Here is a 17,178-nt window from a genome sequence, read left to right on the forward strand (position 1 = left end):
CTGATAAGACTTGAAGATCTAGATCTTCAAGTCTTATCAGTAGGCTTTATTTAAACAAATAAGGAGTGTTGCATTTATCACTTGAATCTAAGAACTATTAAAAATTGAAAAATATAAAAAGGAATATTTTCACAGATTTAAAAATTTTCTACCTTTAATTGAAAACAAAGAATATAATGATTAAAAAAACTAACGCACAACTGCGTTTACAAAAAATGGTAAGAAATATTTTATTAGTAGACAATATGCGGTTACCGAGTTCGTCGCCTTTAGAAGTCGTGAAACGTTAGCACTTAAATAAATAATAAATCGCTTTACTAATAGGATATATTCTCAAAAATATGAATATTTACAAAAAAAACACACTTTTTATAATTGGGTTAACGATAATTCTTTTCTTAAATATTTTTTATGTTTTCTTATTTAGAAATAGTATTGACCAACCTGAATTACCAGATAGTTATAAAAGCTATAAAGCGTTTAGAGATACGACTACAAAATCTTTAAATTACGAAATAACAAAATTGAAAGGCAGTTGGTCTGAAAAAGATTCTTTTGAAGAACCAATCTTTGCGGAAAATAGTGATTTTGTCGTTCTACATAGTAACCTTAGACCAAGTTCAAATGGAAAAAGTTTATTTTATAAATTGGATAAAAATGCTAAACTAGTAGATAGCATTCCGGATACATACTTTAATATTAGGAATGCATACTTAATAAACCAAGATAGCTATTGCACTTGGTTAACTGATGGTAACAAAGTTAATAAAAAATATATTGATATAAATAGCGATACCGAATGGGGGACTAAAAAAGTCCAAAAAGAATTTAAACTGCTTATGAACAAAGCGATATCAATAGATTTTTTTTATTACGATTATCTTTGGGAAGACCATAGTAAAAATCATGAGGATAAAATTGATAAAGCTATCTTTTTAATTGATGGGAAATGGTACGCATTGTATGGTAAAGATTTAAACTTACCAATTTACCTTACTTTAAGTACACAAAAAGAAGAATTATTCAGATCTAAATTTACTCACACTCTTTTAGCTGATTATTTTCATAAAACTAATAGTATAGGGAGCAATGAAATCATATGGAATGGCAATGCCTATTTTAACTTTATTAAAGAAAAAGATACATTGAAAATTTTTCAAAAAATGGAATTTAACGGCGAAAAAGAAGATTTATTTCTAACTTATTACGGAAGCAAAAACATTAATTTCTATTTAATTTTAAATGAATATTCAGAAGGTTACCACATAATAAAACCTATATCCAATAAATAATGAAGATAAAACTATCCTATAAAAAAGTGTTATTTACAGCTTTTTTAGTTACTGTCGAATATTTGTATTTCATTAATGATGTTCATCACGCTGGAATTTGGTCAGGGTTGGAAGAACTGTTTTATTATGTATTTGCTATAATACTTTTTTTTATTACAATTTCATACTGCTATTTAATCCAATTATTGGAAGAGAAAAATTTTATAGCCCCTCAACTATTTTTTAGATTCGCAATTCCATATTTAATTATTTGTGTATTGTACTGGATTTTTTTAAATAATATTGATGGTAATTATTTTTATTCGCATCAGCAGTACACATTTAATGAATATATAGAGAGATTAAGAAATCCTTTAAAAATAATAAAAAATATTGCAGTAATGTGTCTAACTGTATCATGTGTTCTATCAATAAATAAAATAAATAAACAATTATAATTATTCTCGATATACTAAGTCAGATTTTTCGTTTCCCTGCCTTGATTGCCTTAGTAAACGTTGCTTTCTGGTTTAGAAAAAAATACTAGCCTACTGTATCCTAATTCAGTATAAACCAACCCTAACAAACTTATGCCGTAATTCACTAATTAAGTAGTAGCTACTACTATTTAATTTATGATTTTGCGGTATTTATAATTACCCGCATACTCATTTTAAAGCATTACCCCAGATCTTATAAAACAGAGTCTTGCCATTTCATTTTCTTTATATTTTATCCATTATTACCATTATATTATAGTAGACCATCGATTTTGAATATATTCTGCTTAATTAACAACATATTATTAAGTATTATACGTGCATTTATTAAGTAGCATTTGATTTATTTATGATTAATATAATAGTAGTTGGAAACGACATGGTAGGTTTCAACTTTTGTAAAAAATTCATATCTAAACCATTACAAGAAAAACATCAAATCACCGTTTTTAGAGAAGAACCAAGTTACGTCTAGTATCGTGATTATATAAATATACTTCGCAGGAAAAAACTGCTAACGACTTGTCTACATCTAATTTAAAAATGGTATATCAAAAATAATATTATACCAAAAAAAATTTCATTAATAGACGAATTAAACTTAAACGGAGAAGAATACGCAACTGCCTCTCGTCCTTTGAAAATAGTTGATAGAGACGTTTCTGCTGACTTTTTAGATTAAATACGTATCTTTGATCATATCTCTTTCCTTATGACAAAAACGCCATTTTATACCGCCTGTGAGTTGATTGATGCTGAAAACGCACAAGACCCAAATAGCGAACTATTCGAATCAAAAAGTTATCCAAAAGAATTATTATATTCGAATAGAATGTATACTCAACTGATGGAATTTTATCCTGAAGCTTCAGAGGAAGTACAAATTGCTTCCAAAGCCCAGCACATTTGCAGGTGGAAAATAGCACGCAATAGTTACCCAATGGATCGTGTAGGATACTTAACATGGAGGGGAGAATTGAAAAAATTTCATGCGGGCACTACGGCATCAATTTTAGAAAAAGTGGGTTATGATGCTGCCTTTATTACTAGAGTTTCTTTCTTGATTGAGAAAAAGCAACTTAAAAAAGACGAAGAAACCCAATTACTGGAAGATGTAATTTGTTTGGTTTTTTTAGAATTTTATTTAGACCCATTTGTACAAAAACACGACAGGGAAAAAATGAAAAATATCATTCTTAAAACATGGAGCAAAATGTCTGATAAGGGACACCAAGAAGCTTTAAAAATTAACTATAGCGCTACAAATCTGCAATTAATAAAGGAATCACTTGGGTTGTAATTTTATTTTGGAATAATAGAAAAGACCAAACAAACTATTGAAAATCTAAATTTTTAAAATTAAAGCAAATCTGTATTTTACTTTGATTACTATTGCTCATAGGGTATTACTAAGTCAATTACTCATTCAACATAGCTTAAACAGTCAGCTTAATGATTCCCTAATAATCAATATTTCTGGTAAATAGTTCATATTAAGTCAAAAATTGGTCAAAGAAGCTTTAATATTAAACTTAGTTACTGCAATGGTAAAAATAAAGCAAGAAATTTTAGAGAAAAACTCTTCGAAAGACTAGTAATAGTAGGTATTACGGGATTGTGATAAATACGGATAATCATAAAAAAATACGTAAACAAAAGGAAATCAATTAAACAATGAAAAAAACATTCTTACTATTACTTCTTTGTTTTTCGTTTATGAAATGTAAAAAAAATAACGAAGCTCAATTAAGTTCCTTCAAAAATAAAGATATTAATGATATTGTAAGAACTGTGATTTCAGAAGATAGTCTAAATGTTTTGAAAAATGGAAAAGCTTCTAAAATGTTTTGTGAAGATTTAATTAAACTGAATATTTATATCGCGGAAAAAAGAAAAAAGAATAACTCAATTCATCCACCACCACCACCTCCGCCATCTTTTAATCGTATTTCCATCCAAAATTTATTGAATTATAACAAAAACGAAATGTTTTTCACTATTAAAGATTCTTTATTTTTACTTCAACAAAACATAAATTCTCAAAGAATTAAAATTGAATTTAAAGAAAGTGATAACATTAATTTCACAACAAAACAAAGAGAAATTAATAAAAGAAAAAAAGGAGAATTATATAACTTTTATGAAATGACGATACCCATTTTTTCTGTTGATAATGATAAAGCATACTTACAATTAAATCATTACTGTGGTCATTTATGTGGAAGTGGAACAGCTATTTATCTAAAAAAAATTAATGGGAATTGGAAAATATTAGAAGAATGGCAGATTTGGATAAGTTAAAAAAAACAAACAACTAAAAGGGTTTTCAAAAATAGCGCGATCTGTGGTAAATTCACGTTTATCTTTCGCAAGAAATTTTATCTTAGCCAAAAATCTCGTTTACGAAATTCGCCAATTATCCAAATCGTGAGACGTTTTCGATAAACCAAAAATTGAGCATTTACAAACTTTTAGCCTTCTAAAATTTGTAAAATGTTAGCAGTAAGCGCCAAAAAATTCGTGAAATTATAAAGAAAACATAATGTACAAATATTATTTTCGCCCTGAATATGGTTCAAAAAATCTACTTATAGAATTTTTTAATAATAACAAAAACGATAATTTTATTCCCGATTTATTAAATACAATTGTAGAACTAGAGCCAAAGATTACAGATATAACTGATTTATGGATGAATGCTGAAATCATAATTAATATAGAATCTAATTTAGGCGAATTTTTTCTTTCAAAAGATATTTGGGGTTTAGCTTTTATAATTGCCGAAAATAATCAAAAATGTCTTTCAAGAATAAACTCAATATTAGACAACTCAAAAAAATTTAATAAAGTAGAAGTGAATTTCGAAGATTATAAATTGAAATAAAAACTTATGGAATAAAGATTAATTTACGAATCAAGTAAAACACATTTATATAAAATTAAGTGGACAAAGATTAAAGATACTGAAAGTGAATGGAAATTTTTAGGTACTGAAAATAGCGTAAACGAAAAAAAATTAGTGCCATTTTGAGTGATTTTTTTGAGGATAAACATCTTTACTTTATGCTTTCAAGAAAAGAAGCATTTCAAATGGAAAAAACAGAATTGGTCAAAAAGATACTTGAAATTTACAAAAACTGCAATTTTGTTATTTGGAATAAAACATTTCGAAAAGTAATTAAATTTAATAAGGTCGGAATATCCCGAAATGGAATATACGCCAACTGCTAACAGCTATTTTAATCTACCTAGATTTACTAAAGTCAATGCTTCACATCAAGTTTACAAAGTTCCAGTTATATTATATTAACAATACATTTTATCTAATTTTAAAATAATTACAAATGAAAATATTCCCAACAAAAAATTTAAAGTTTAAATTACTGGATAGCAAAGCCGAAACTATAGAAAGATTAAAAAGAAGAACTGAATATTCAGAAAAAATGACATCTAACTTTACCGACAAATCTTTTCGAGGGATTTTAAATGGCGATGAGTTTAAAATTATTACTTCCGAAATTGGAAAAGGAGTTTTCTGTGTAATGACAGGAAAAATTGACACTAAAAATGGTTATGTGAATGTTGAAATAAATAAAGTCTTCCAATTTATATTTAGCATAATATGTGTGATGCCTATTGTTGCTCTCATATTTGAAACATATAAAAATCCAAATGATATTTTAATTTTTATTTTAGTTGGAATTGGACAAATTTTAATTATTAGATATTTTTTTATTGGACTTTTTTTTGCAAAAATATCTAAACAAAGCCTAAATAGACTCAAAGATGTATTAGATATTGAATTTCAAGAATAAAAATCTAGAAATAAAATTATTTTGAACAAGCTAGGTTTAATGGAATTACCGTTTAGCATAAGATATTCGATAAACCAAAAATTGAGCATTTACGAACTTTTAACCTTCTAAAAGCACCAAAATATTATACGTTATTTTAAAACGAAAAATGTATACTAATTTAAAAAAAGAGATACCTTAAAATTTTTAATTATTTGACTTACATCAAATTTTTTGATGAAAAACTACTTTAGATTTGCATCAAATAATTTATAGAAAAAATGGAAATTACACAATTGAAACCCTTGCCAAAAATTGATAAAAATAGTCAAGAACGTTTAGAGAAAGCACTAAAACAGCTGCAAAATGGAGGTGGGGTTATTTTAGTAGATGATAAAAACAGAGAAAATGAAGGCGACCTAATATTCTCTGCTCATAATATGACTGTTGAAGGTATGGCGCTCATGATTAGAAAATGTAGTGGTATAGTATGCCTATGTTTAACTAATGAAAAAGCTGATTTACTTGACTTACCCTATATGGTTAAAGAAAATACAAGTAGTTTTCAAACACCGTTCACCGTTACTATAGAAGCAAAAGAAGGTGTAACCACAGGTGTTTCAGCAAAAGATAGATTAAAAACCATCCAAGTCGCTTGCAATGATAATGCTAAAAGCAATGATTTAGCAAGACCAGGGCATATTTTTCCATTAAGAGGAAGGGATAATGGCGTATTCGATAGAGCAGGTCATACTGAAGGTAGCATTGATTTAATGAAATTAGCTGGTTTGAAACCCGAAGCAGTATTGTGCGAATTAATGAATGACGACGGAACAATGGCAAACAGAGATACCATAATCGAATTTGGAATAGAACACGATTTGGTTGTTTTATCTATTAAAGATATTATGGAATATCGTAAATTTGTCAGAGACTACAATTAAATGACAAATTATCCTGAACTTACTACCTACATTAAAAAAAATATTGATGTAGATGAGCATGACTTAAAAATCATTCTATCTTATTTTAAACCAATTGAAAAGGATAAAAATGAAATTTTACTTGCTCACGGAAAAGTGAGTGAAGTTAGTTATTTCATCCTGGAAGGCTGCCTAAGAATATTTTACATCAATGATGTTGATAAAGAAGTTACTCGTTATATTGCCTTTGAAAACCATTGGGCAACGGCTCTTGTTAGTTTTATAACTAATGAGCCAGCTCAAGAAACAATTCAGGTCATTGAAAAAAGCAAAATTTTATACATTAGTCATGATGATTTTAGACATCTAATGAAAACTATTCCTAAATGGAAGGAATTTTATAGTATCTATTTAGAAAAAGCTTATGTCAATAATTCAAAAAGACTAATGTCATTTACCACTTTAGATGCTTCTGAAAGATACAATCAATTATTTAAAATTAATCCAACTATTGTTAAACGTCTACCAAACAAAATAGTAGCTTCTTATATCAATATATCTCAAGAAACCTTGAGCAGAATAAAGTCTAAAATCTAATTTAATTACCTAATTTTTAATTAGAGATTACTTCTAAAAAAGATACTGGTTAAATAAAAAGTGCAGATAAAAAGTCAGAATAAAAATGAACATAAATGAATTAGTTGGATCCTTCAATATTGTAGGAAGCAATCAAGATGCCGAAGAGAATAACTATAAAGGGAGACTAACTTTAGCCCTTGATATTAATAACCGAATTACAGCAAAATGGTTTATCAATAACGAACAACTACAAAAAGGCACAGGATTTTTCAAAAATGACATTCTCGTTATAAATTTTAATTATAAAGGCGAAAATGATAAAACCTTTAAAGGTGTTGTCGTTTATCGTTGTCTGTCTAAAGATTTATTAGATGGCTTTTGGTCTGAGAAACATGGTGATCCACTTTATCTAGGTACTGAGCGTTGTTTTAGAATAAATGAATTCCTGAATTAGAATTTCAATTTTATAATTAATATTTCCCTAGTTACCAAATTGTCAGTTCGAGCGGAGTCGAGAACCTTTTAAATTAAAATTTCAATCATAAAGCATCTCCAAAGGATGTGACACTAAACTTTCAAGAGTAATATTTCCCTAGTTACCAAATTGTCAGTTAGAGCGGAGTCGAGAACCAATTTAAATTCAGGATGCCATCATAAAGCATCTCGACTCCGCTCGATGTGACAATATTTTCACTAATTATAATTTCATTGTTACCACACTGTCAGTTCGAGCGGAGTCGAGAAACACTCGCGATCAATCTACCAAATGGCATCATCAATAGATTTAAAATAATACAATTGTCCGCTTTGAGGATTACAAAAAATTAGCACGCAGATTTTAAAAATTTTAGCAGATCAGTTATCACTATTCCGTTAAACTCTGTAAAATCGACATGCCTTTTAAAATTAGAAATTAGGTATGCATCAATATATTAAATAATAATCAAGTTCTATTTGACAAAAAATAAAACCATTAAGAAATTAAGTTTTATTAAGTGCTATTGCTTAATTTTCTTAATCTCTTAATGGTTTATGAGGTGCTTACAACTTGTTGTAACGTTTACCCTTAATTACTTCAACTTTGCAGTATCTACTCTCGTTGGCGTATCTTTTCCGCTTACAATAGTCGACGAACTAATGGCAATTGCTTTAATGATTTCGGTCATGTTGTTCATATCCAAAGTCTCAATTTCATCACTAGCCTTGTGATAATTAGGCTCATCATCCATTTTTGAAGTCGATATTGTATGCGCAGGCACACCTAACTTTGCCAAAGTAGCGTTGTCTGATCTATAAAACAATTGTTGCTCAGGATACGGATCAGGGTGGAATTTAAACTGTGAACCTACTAGATTTTTCTGCAAAATTTCTCCCATATTTGATTTTTCAAAACCTGTAATATAAGCCGAGTTTTTACCCCATTTCGATTCTGTCCCTATCATTTCTAAGTTGAACATCGCCATTATTTGAGCAGGATCTACGTGTTGCGAAAAATATTTAGCTCCATAGCCACCCAATTCTTCCGCTACAAAAGCAGTAAAGATTATCGAGCGTTCATTGTTATTCATTTTCTTAAAATAATCTGCGAGCAAAATCACCGCGGTTGTTCCAGCAGCATCATCATTGGAACCATTATAAATAGAGTCTTTCGCATCATGCGGCATTCCTTCCTCTGGCGAACCTACACCCAAGTGATCGTAATGTCCTGAAAACACAACATATTCATTCGGTTTGCTTTTCCCTTTCAACATCCCAACCACATTATTTAGTTTATTGGTGGTAATCGTATTGGTCGCATTAATCAAGAAATGCGTCGCCTCAGTAGGTCCAAAAACAAATACTACCGTGTTCTTCCCCGGTGTCGCAGCCATTTGTCCCATGTGCTGAATATTAGGAAGTATCTTTCTAAAAGATTCGTCTACTAAAACCAATAGGTTTTTATCGCTTTGATAATACTCATAAAACTTAGGCCCAAAAGCATCTCCTGCTCTAATATTCACCACCGCAATAGGGCTATCCTCTGTAAAAGAAACCTCAGGTTGGTACGAAAACGAAATCATCGAACCCGCATCAATAGCTTTCCCGTCAATTGTAACTTCCAGACTTTTTCTTCTTGCTTCGGTCATCGAAAATTCTTGTCGGTAATCTTTTGCACCATCAAAAGTTTGCAAACCAATTTTCTTAAACTGCGACTCAATATAAGCCGACGCCTTATCAATTCCGGGTGTAAAAGCCCTACGCCCTTGCATATCATCAGCCGCCAATACTTTCTCGATTTCGGTTACCTTATTTACCGTAATCAGTTTATCTATCGATTGTGCCTGAACCAGTAAACCAGAACAAAGTACAAGACCGCTTAAAACAATTTTTTTCATAATTATATTTTAAATAAGTAATAATCCATTTTATGATAAGAGTGCAAAACCCCTAATCTGTTACAGTAAATTTAAGAAAATTACCAACATAAACAGATTACGATTCATTTGTTTTCTAAAGTAAACTGCGCTACTTCATTTTATTTTTCGGAGCACAACAACCGTTGTTTTCAAGAACTTCCCTCCTGCTGTACGCTGTATCTCTACACTGCGTTACGAGGATGCCGCTCCCATCAGGGCTAGCAATCACGAGTAATTTTAATAATAACGTTATTATGCATTGTCATTAAGACGAAGGAAGCAATTATACATAGAATATCATTAATAAATTTTAACCCTAAGAATTATAAAACTTATAATTGCTACTTATAGTTGTTTTAAAATTGAGGTATATTTAGGTTATTATTATTTTAAATTTGTGAATGTTCATCTATAAACCCTAGCATTTACAAAAAGTGTTGTTTCCTTTTGGGCTTTTATTCTAAATACTTGTCGTAAAATTTATACGGTACACTTTTTGGAATTCCAAAATGATTTTTACAGTTGTCAAAATCATTTTCATTGTTAAAGCTATGTACTTTAAAATCATCATTTCGGATGTCAATAATAAAAAAGTTGGTAATTTCTTTATTTGGTATTAAGCTGTCAAAATCTATAAAATGTTCCTCTTTGTTTTTACAGGGATGTTGCTTTCCAACTATAAAGTCTTTGTTGTTACCAACGGCAAAAACATTATGTCCGATAACAATATTTTCAGTATTAAAAATACTATCATCATCCTTTGTATATGAAATCCATGAGTTATCGTCCCATTTAGCTAAATAAAAGTTTTTCTCTATTTCATCTCAAGATTCATTTTGTCCAAAACGGCAACTAGTTAAAAAGAGACATATTACTAAAATAGAGAACTTCTTCATGTTTAAATTTTTAAGCGAATGTACTTTACGAAAACTTGATACTGAACGATAATTTAACTAAAGCCATGTGAATTCATAACAGCTGTTGTCAGATGGGCTATTTTTAATGCCAGTATTTCATACCAATCTCAGTAAGTTTATTTATATCTTGTTTTTTAATGTCAGTCAAATCAATTTTTCTAATTAAAATTTTTCCTGTGTGCTTTTTACTTTCCATTATCCCATTTGCATGGTTATATTCTTCTAAATCAACTATCCACTTATTTGTTATCGTATTTACACTTGTTGTAATGTTTCCTGAAATCCATTTATTGAAATCATCATAACCAATTAGTTCTATTTTCTTAGTTAATTTATTATTTCTGAATTTATAAGTCCAACTATAAGCGCCACTACCACTATTATAACCAGATATTATTAGAATATTATTTCTAAAACTTAATTGAGATAAAAATTCAAAACCTAAAAGATCATAAGGAATTGTATAGTTTTTATTGTCAATTTTCAGTTCAAGCTTATTTGTTCTTAGTATTATAACATCTATTAGTCCATTAGCATTTAGATCAACATTTAATGTTTTTATACTCAAATCAGCCTTTTGTGCTTCACTAATAAATATAGTAAAGAAACATATTAATATTAGAATTGATTTTTTCATTTGTTTGTTGTTATATTTTTATGGTATCGCTTCGTTCCACGGAATGCCTTTTATGGCAGAAAAGAGGTATTACAATAACTTTAAAAACAAAGTTCGTTTGTCAAAATTAAAAACTAACATTTAAATTAATTTTTTAAATAGTTCTCATATTCTTCTTTAGAAACTTTTGTTCCAAGTAAAAAATAACTTTCAAAGAGTACTGTACCATCTGGCTTGTACATGTGTGCTACACCGTGTCTTTGTCCGTTTTTAAATATAGCATCCATATTTTTTTTGCCCATAGCATACATAGTGCCTAATCCATCTTGTACATCATTTAGATAATTATTTTCAGTGGCAATTACCCCATTAAAAAAAGTACTTGATAGGCCATTTCGTTTGTCTTCTTTGTAATTGGTTTGTGTCATCACTTGACCATTGCTATAACTAATAGACAAACCGTCTTTTTTACCTTTTTTATAGTCGCTTTTAGAACTAATCTTTCCGCTATTGTACATTTCACTTGTCCCGTCTTTTTTGCCATCTTTATATTCTTCTCTCAACCAAGTGGCGCCATCACTGTCGTAGTTTTCTTTTAAACCGTTGCGGACACCATTTTTGTAATTGAGTTTACATTCTACGTTGCCATTATTTGTGTACCAAAAAGCCTCGCCAGATATTAACCCTTTTTTAATTTCATACAAGGCAAAACTATTATTATCTAAAGGAATTTTATATTTACCCTGCAACAGTTTATTATTTAAACTAAGCTCTAGTTTGGTACTATCGGCGGCATAGTTTTTTTGTAGATGTTTCCACTGAATTTCTTCTGGTAGCTGTGCGTAAAGTGATGATGATAAGAACAACATCAAAAAAAAGATTGAGAATGGTTTGATTGTCTTCATAATTGTAAAATAACGTTTTTTAAAAATTAGCTGTTTCAAAAAAAACTTTTGAATTATTAGTTTTTTTTAAATCAATTCAAAATTAGGGATAAATTCTTTCAAACAATTACAAATAGCGAAATAAGTAAATAAGTTCAAAAACATTTTTCAAAAAGAGTACACAGCTAATCTAATACAAGTATTCAGCATTTGTTTATGGATTCCTACTGCTTTTATGGGTGTTATTTTTGAAATAAGTTTTAATATCTCGTATTTTTAATACAAATCGTTTTCAAATGGCTCTACATCTTCTATTTTAGGTAATGGTCTTATTACTATTTTTTTAGTAGGCTTAATTTTCACTTCATCACTGCCCACCTTTCCCAATTTCTCTACCCTTATTCCTGTTGACAGATTAAAATCTATTATTCTGATTATTTCTGGATTATCTAAATAAGCTGCAGAATAACCTATCAATTCAAAATTACCATTTTGGAATCTAAATTTATGTACTAAATTTCCACGTAAGAGCCCATAATTGACAATAAGAATGTTTTTTTTAATAGTAATATTTTCTAGACTATTCCCACTTAAAAATCCATCTCTACCATTTGGATGTTGAGGAGCAATAATTTTTGTAGAAGTCGCCATCCTTTTATAATCCCCTTTTGAATTAGCAAAAAATATTTCGAGTCTAAAAGGTGCAATTTCGCTTACAGTATCCTGCATAACGATTACTTTATCATCTAATTTATCATTATTCAAATCCCCTTTAACTTCAGTTATTTTAAAATTAAAAGGATCTTTTATGTTTGTCTTTTGAGCGTTTGCAAAAAAGTGAAATAGAATACAATTTATTAGTATTAATCTTTTCATATATTGTTAGTTATTTTGTTTTAAAATAAAATATTTCATCATCCTTTGATAGCGTACAATCCAAACCTCATCTTTTTCGATTTAAGAAATCATTCCTGTTTTTACGTTTTATTTCGCATTAAAAAAAGAGGCAATTAATGCCATTTCAAATTTACAAATAATTCAAGGAGAAAGAAAAAAAACATTGGTAACACTCTCTTTTCTGCAACCCACAATTCACCTAGCCCCGGTAGCAGTGAAAACCAAATGCAGGTAGCAAACCACTTTTATGGTAGTGGCAGAGCGACCGCAGGAAGCTCCTGCCAGTGCCTAATAAAAGGGTTTGAGACCAAATGGGTTGCAACGAATAACGGGATTAGCTCCTGAAAACAACTTGATACAACTGCCTGGTTTGAGTACTGAAAAATTAAACACGCAGCTTTTGAAGGTTTCAGTAGATTTATTATGATTATTCCGTAAAAATCTGTGAAAGCTGCTTACCTTTTATAATTACAGAGCTAGTAACAGATAATTATAAAAAAAGTCCCAAAATCTATCGCTAGACTTTGGGACTTTATTATTAGAATCTTTAATTAATTAGGGATTTAAGCAATCCACAAATCAATTGTTTCGGTTACTTGTTCTAAAACTTCAAAGGCGGTTTCGGCCATTTTATTTCCTTTGGTATCTAATAAAGGATTTACCTCAACTACTTCTAAGCAAACCACTTTTTTTGACTTGACAATTTGGTTGATAATCGCAATGACTTCGTTCTCATCAAAACCTTTTGGCACTGGAGTTCCTGTCCCGTAAGAGACCATATCACAATCCATAGAGTCTACATCAAAGGAGATGTAGATTAAATCGCAATTCGCTAATTTAGTAAGCGCTTCATCAACACAGGTTTGCAAACCTCTATAACGAACCTCATCAACTTTGTAGTTTCTGATTTTCAATTTGTTGATTTGGCTATCCTCAGCTTCTTCTGTATCGCGAACACCAAAATAAATTAAATTTTCAGGCTTAATCTTAGTTGCTTTCACACCAATATTTTTCATATCCTCCCAGTGTTGCACCGTCTCAGGAGTAATCGCATTGATTTTACAATCTAAATTATCATTTCCTAGAGCTGCTGACAATGGCATTCCATGAATATTACCTGATGGTGAGGTATACGGCGAATGCAAATCTGCATGGGCATCAATCCAAACCACTCCTAAGGTTTTAGTAGGATACACGGCTTTGATACCGCTAATAGTCCCTAATGCCGAAGAGTGATCTCCTGACAAAACAATAGGAAAATAATTAGCTTCTAGATTATGCTTTACTGCATAACTTACCCGTGTGCATTGCTCTACAACATGTTCAATTCTTTTGGCAAAAGTATTTCTATTTTTATCATAGATACTTTCATTATGTGTTTTTACATCTTCAAAAGGAAACAGATTAAAATAATCACTTTTTTTATTGATAGCTGCTATTTCTATTGCATCAATTCCCATATCAGAGCCACGTGTTCCCGCACCAATATCAGACCTGTTCTTAATTAATTTTATTGCTCTTTCCATAATAGTGTAAGATTATTTGAAATCGTTAAGCGCTTTTTCAATAATTACAAGACATTCTTGAATTTGTTCCTCAGTAATTACTAATGGCGGAGCAAATCTAATTTTGTTACCATGGGTAGGCTTAGCCAATAAACCATAGTCTCTAAATTTTAAGCAAATATCCCAAGCTAGATCAGACTCTTCATCACTATTAATTACAATAGCGTTTAGCAATCCTTTTCCTCTTACTAAGGTAATCAATGGATTTCTAGCAGCAATGTCATTCAAGCCTTTTCTTAATATAATTCCTAAACGTTCTGCATTTTGGGACAGTTTTTCGTCTTTTACCACTTCAAGTGCCGCCATTGCAACCGCTGCTGCAATTGGGTTTCCTCCAAAGGTAGAGCCGTGTTGTCCTGGTTTGATTACATTCATGATTTGGTTATTAGCTAAAACTGCTGAAACGGGATAAACGCCTCCTGAAATTGCTTTTCCTAAAATAAGGATATCAGGCTTCACCTCTGGCGTGTTTTCACATCCATTGGTACAAGAACAGTTACCACAAGTGGCTAATAATCTTCCAGTACGTGCTATTCCTGTTTGCACCTCATCAGCAATAAACAGTACGTTGTGCGCTTCACAAAGTGCTTTGGCTTTCGCCAAATAGCCTTCGGTAGGTACATAAACTCCTGCTTCTCCTTGAATAGGCTCTACTAAAAATCCTGCGATGTTTTTACTTGATTTTAAAGTTGCTTCTAAGGCATCGATATCATCGTAAGCAATCTTGATAAATCCATCGGTAAATGGACCAAAGTTTTTACGTGCGTTTTCATCATTTGAGAACGAAATAATTGTTGTTGTTCTACCATGAAAGTTATTCTCACAAACAATAATTTCGGCTTGATTTTCAGGAATTCCTTTTACTTCGTACGCCCATTTTCTACAAATTTTCAAAGCCGTTTCTACAGCCTCTGCTCCTGTATTCATTGGTAATACTTTATCAAAATCAAAGTATTTAGTCACATATTCTTCAAAAACACCCAATTGATCATTGTGAAATGCTCTTGACGTTAATGTCAATGTTTGCGCTTGTTTTACCATTGCCCCTACAATTTTTGGGTGACAATGTCCTTGATTTACTGCTGAATAAGCAGATAAGAAATCATAATATTTTTTACCGTCTACATCCCAAACATAAACCCCTTCTCCTCTATCAAGAACTACTGGTAAAGGGTGATAATTATGAGCACCATATTTATTTTCTTTGTCAATTAATGCTTCTGATTTTGCTGAAAGTGTTTGAGTTGTTTTTTGCATAATGTTTCTTTTTTTAAATCGTTATAGAACAAAACTATAAAATTTTATTTTATTCATCGTATAAAACAAAACTTTTGACTCAAAAACCTTTAAAAAAAGTCAAAAAATTAAAATTAAGAATTATTAAAAGTCAAATTAATTAAAATAAGTTGTGTAATGGCTCCCAAAAACTAAAAATATAATTACTTTTAACCTACTATAAAATAAATCCTTACTTTAAAACCCCTCTCATGGAAGCAGTAGATGAATACGATATAAAAATAATCAAAGAATTAGAAAAAGACGGCCGCATGCCTTACTCGTCTATTGCTACAACATTAAAGATTTCTAACACCATGGTGCACCAGCGCATCAATAGATTAATTGAACACGGTATTATCACAGGAATCAAACCCATTATTAACGAAAAGAAAATTGGTTACGATTGGGGCGCTTTCACTGGACTCACACTTAATAAAGACCAAGACTCCAACAGGATTATTGAAGAGTTAAAAAAAATACCTGAAGTAACCGAATGTTATTACATCACAGGTTCCTATACTTTATATATCAAAATGATTGCTAAAGATCACGAGCACATGCGTAAATTACTTTACGATAAAATTGACAATATTCCCGGCATTGCTAAAACAGACTCTATGATTGAATTGGGTTGCGCTTTTAAAAGAAACATTAGCCTTTAGAGACACCGTAAGCTTATAGCTAAACAGTTATTAAAAAAACTGTAAATTAGTCCTCTAAAAAAAGGTTCGTTATTTATTTTCGGATATTTGTCTCTTAAAACTTAACATCATGAAAAGCATAAAATTTTTTATTTTAGGAATATTGATTTGTTCCAATGGCGCTTTTGCTCAATTAAAAGCGGTTACCTACAAAGATGACACCCAAGTTCTCAATGGTTTTGCAGTCCAAGCGGTTAAAAAATCAGCTAATAAACCAGGGATTTTAATTCTCCCAGCTTGGCACGGAATTGACAAAGCGTCTAAAGATATTGCAGTAGAATTGTCTAAACTAGGTTATAACGCCTTCATCGCTGATATTTATGGCGAAGGTAATTACCCAAAAGACAACGCCGAAGCAGGTAAAAATTCAAGTTACTATAAAACTAATTACACGATTTACCAACACCGCATTCAACTAGCACTAGATCAATTGGTTCAAAGTGGTGCCAATCCTGATAATATTGTAGCAATAGGATATTGTTTTGGAGGAACTGGAGTTCTTGAAGCAGCTCGCGGACATTTAAAAGTACAAGGAGTGGTTTCTTTCCATGGTGGTTTAGCTAAAGACGCATCACGCCCTACAGAACCAATCACAGCAAAAGTTTTGGCCTGTCACGGTGCTGATGATCCTTATGTTTCTACAGCTGAAGTAGCAGCTTTCCAACAAGAAATGCGCGACACAAAAGCCGATTGGCAAATGATTTATTATGCTGATGCTGTACACGGTTTCACAAACCCTGAATATGGAAACGACAATTCTAAAGGAGCAGCTTACAATGAAAAAGCAGCCAAACGCTCTTTTGAACACTTAAAAATTTTCTTGAATGAAGTGCTAAAAAAATAATTAAAATCAATTA

General features: G+C 30.6%; 18 protein-coding genes. 11 read left to right on the plus strand and 7 right to left on the minus strand.

From position 1 onward, the window contains the following. Positions 1 to 341 precede the first annotated feature (341 nt). From HNP99_RS15050 to HNP99_RS15085, 9 genes are all read left to right on the plus strand, one after another. On the plus strand, positions 342 to 1,292 hold the full coding sequence (locus tag HNP99_RS15050; RefSeq protein ID WP_173854218.1) for a hypothetical protein: 951 nt from the start codon (positions 342 to 344) through the stop codon (positions 1,290 to 1,292). An 828-nt stretch (positions 1,293 to 2,120) separates the two neighbouring features. Next, positions 2,121 to 2,246 (plus strand): hypothetical protein, encoded by a 126-nt coding sequence (locus HNP99_RS17795; RefSeq protein ID WP_255505325.1) that lies wholly within the window; start codon positions 2,121 to 2,123, stop codon positions 2,244 to 2,246. Positions 2,247 to 2,483: 237 nt separating this feature from the next. Further along, a complete protein-coding gene (locus tag HNP99_RS15055) occupies positions 2,484 to 3,071 on the plus strand; it encodes a DUF4202 domain-containing protein (protein WP_173854219.1) in 588 nt (195 codons plus the stop codon). A gap of 374 nt (positions 3,072 to 3,445) precedes the next feature. Then, on the plus strand, positions 3,446 to 4,072 hold the full coding sequence (locus HNP99_RS15060; protein ID WP_173854220.1) for a hypothetical protein: 627 nt from the start codon (positions 3,446 to 3,448) through the stop codon (positions 4,070 to 4,072). A gap of 241 nt (positions 4,073 to 4,313) precedes the next feature. Beyond that, positions 4,314 to 4,655 (plus strand): hypothetical protein, encoded by a 342-nt coding sequence (locus tag HNP99_RS15065; RefSeq protein ID WP_173854221.1) that lies wholly within the window; start codon positions 4,314 to 4,316, stop codon positions 4,653 to 4,655. A 460-nt stretch (positions 4,656 to 5,115) separates the two neighbouring features. Next, a complete protein-coding gene (locus tag HNP99_RS15070; RefSeq protein ID WP_173854222.1) occupies positions 5,116 to 5,586 on the plus strand; it encodes a hypothetical protein in 471 nt (156 codons plus the stop codon). 260 nt (positions 5,587 to 5,846) lie between these two features. Beyond that, a complete protein-coding gene (gene ribB / locus HNP99_RS15075) occupies positions 5,847 to 6,509 on the plus strand; it encodes a 3,4-dihydroxy-2-butanone-4-phosphate synthase (protein ID WP_173854223.1) in 663 nt (220 codons plus the stop codon). Beyond that, positions 6,510 to 7,085, plus strand: coding sequence for a Crp/Fnr family transcriptional regulator (locus HNP99_RS15080; protein ID WP_173854224.1), 576 nt, complete (start codon positions 6,510 to 6,512; stop codon positions 7,083 to 7,085). 85 nt (positions 7,086 to 7,170) lie between these two features. Continuing rightward, complete coding sequence (locus HNP99_RS15085; protein ID WP_173854225.1) at positions 7,171 to 7,521, plus strand: hypothetical protein; 351 nt, start codon at positions 7,171 to 7,173, stop codon at positions 7,519 to 7,521. Between the two features lie 616 nt (positions 7,522 to 8,137). Here the strand turns inward: HNP99_RS15085 and HNP99_RS15090 are convergent. The 7 genes from HNP99_RS15090 to rocD all read right to left on the minus strand — a co-directional run bounded on the left by HNP99_RS15090 (position 8,138) and on the right by rocD (position 15,599). Further along, positions 8,138 to 9,442 carry a M28 family peptidase gene (locus HNP99_RS15090; RefSeq protein WP_173854226.1) on the minus strand — a complete coding sequence of 435 codons (1,305 nt, stop codon included), beginning with the start codon at positions 9,440 to 9,442 and terminating at the stop codon, positions 8,138 to 8,140. A 476-nt stretch (positions 9,443 to 9,918) separates the two neighbouring features. After that, on the minus strand, positions 9,919 to 10,281 hold the full coding sequence (locus HNP99_RS17860) for a DUF3997 domain-containing protein (RefSeq protein WP_173854321.1): 363 nt from the start codon (positions 10,279 to 10,281) through the stop codon (positions 9,919 to 9,921). 181 nt (positions 10,282 to 10,462) lie between these two features. Then, positions 10,463 to 11,017, minus strand: a complete 555-nt coding sequence (locus HNP99_RS15100; RefSeq protein WP_173854227.1) for a hypothetical protein — start codon at positions 11,015 to 11,017, stop codon at positions 10,463 to 10,465. 125 nt (positions 11,018 to 11,142) lie between these two features. Further along, positions 11,143 to 11,901 (minus strand): toxin-antitoxin system YwqK family antitoxin, encoded by a 759-nt coding sequence (locus tag HNP99_RS15105; protein WP_217424435.1) that lies wholly within the window; start codon positions 11,899 to 11,901, stop codon positions 11,143 to 11,145. Positions 11,902 to 12,156: 255 nt separating this feature from the next. After that, complete coding sequence (locus tag HNP99_RS15110) at positions 12,157 to 12,756, minus strand: hypothetical protein (protein WP_173854228.1); 600 nt, start codon at positions 12,754 to 12,756, stop codon at positions 12,157 to 12,159. A 584-nt stretch (positions 12,757 to 13,340) separates the two neighbouring features. Further along, positions 13,341 to 14,303, minus strand: a complete 963-nt coding sequence (rocF, locus tag HNP99_RS15115) for an arginase (protein ID WP_173854229.1) — start codon at positions 14,301 to 14,303, stop codon at positions 13,341 to 13,343. Between the two features lie 12 nt (positions 14,304 to 14,315). Continuing rightward, positions 14,316 to 15,599: an ornithine--oxo-acid transaminase gene (gene rocD / locus HNP99_RS15120; protein WP_173854230.1), complete on the minus strand. Its 1,284-nt coding sequence runs from the start codon at positions 15,597 to 15,599 to the stop codon at positions 14,316 to 14,318. A 230-nt stretch (positions 15,600 to 15,829) separates the two neighbouring features. Between rocD and HNP99_RS15125 the strand changes: the two genes are divergently transcribed. Together HNP99_RS15125 and HNP99_RS15130 are read left to right on the plus strand one after the other, a co-directional pair. Further along, positions 15,830 to 16,282 (plus strand): Lrp/AsnC family transcriptional regulator, encoded by a 453-nt coding sequence (locus HNP99_RS15125; RefSeq protein WP_173854231.1) that lies wholly within the window; start codon positions 15,830 to 15,832, stop codon positions 16,280 to 16,282. Positions 16,283 to 16,391: 109 nt separating this feature from the next. Further along, positions 16,392 to 17,165 (plus strand): dienelactone hydrolase family protein, encoded by a 774-nt coding sequence (locus tag HNP99_RS15130; RefSeq protein ID WP_173854232.1) that lies wholly within the window; start codon positions 16,392 to 16,394, stop codon positions 17,163 to 17,165. Positions 17,166 to 17,178 lie beyond the last annotated feature (13 nt).

It is taken from the genome of Flavobacterium gelidicaeli, assembly GCF_013294005.1.
Taxonomy (GTDB): domain Bacteria; phylum Bacteroidota; class Bacteroidia; order Flavobacteriales; family Flavobacteriaceae; genus Flavobacterium.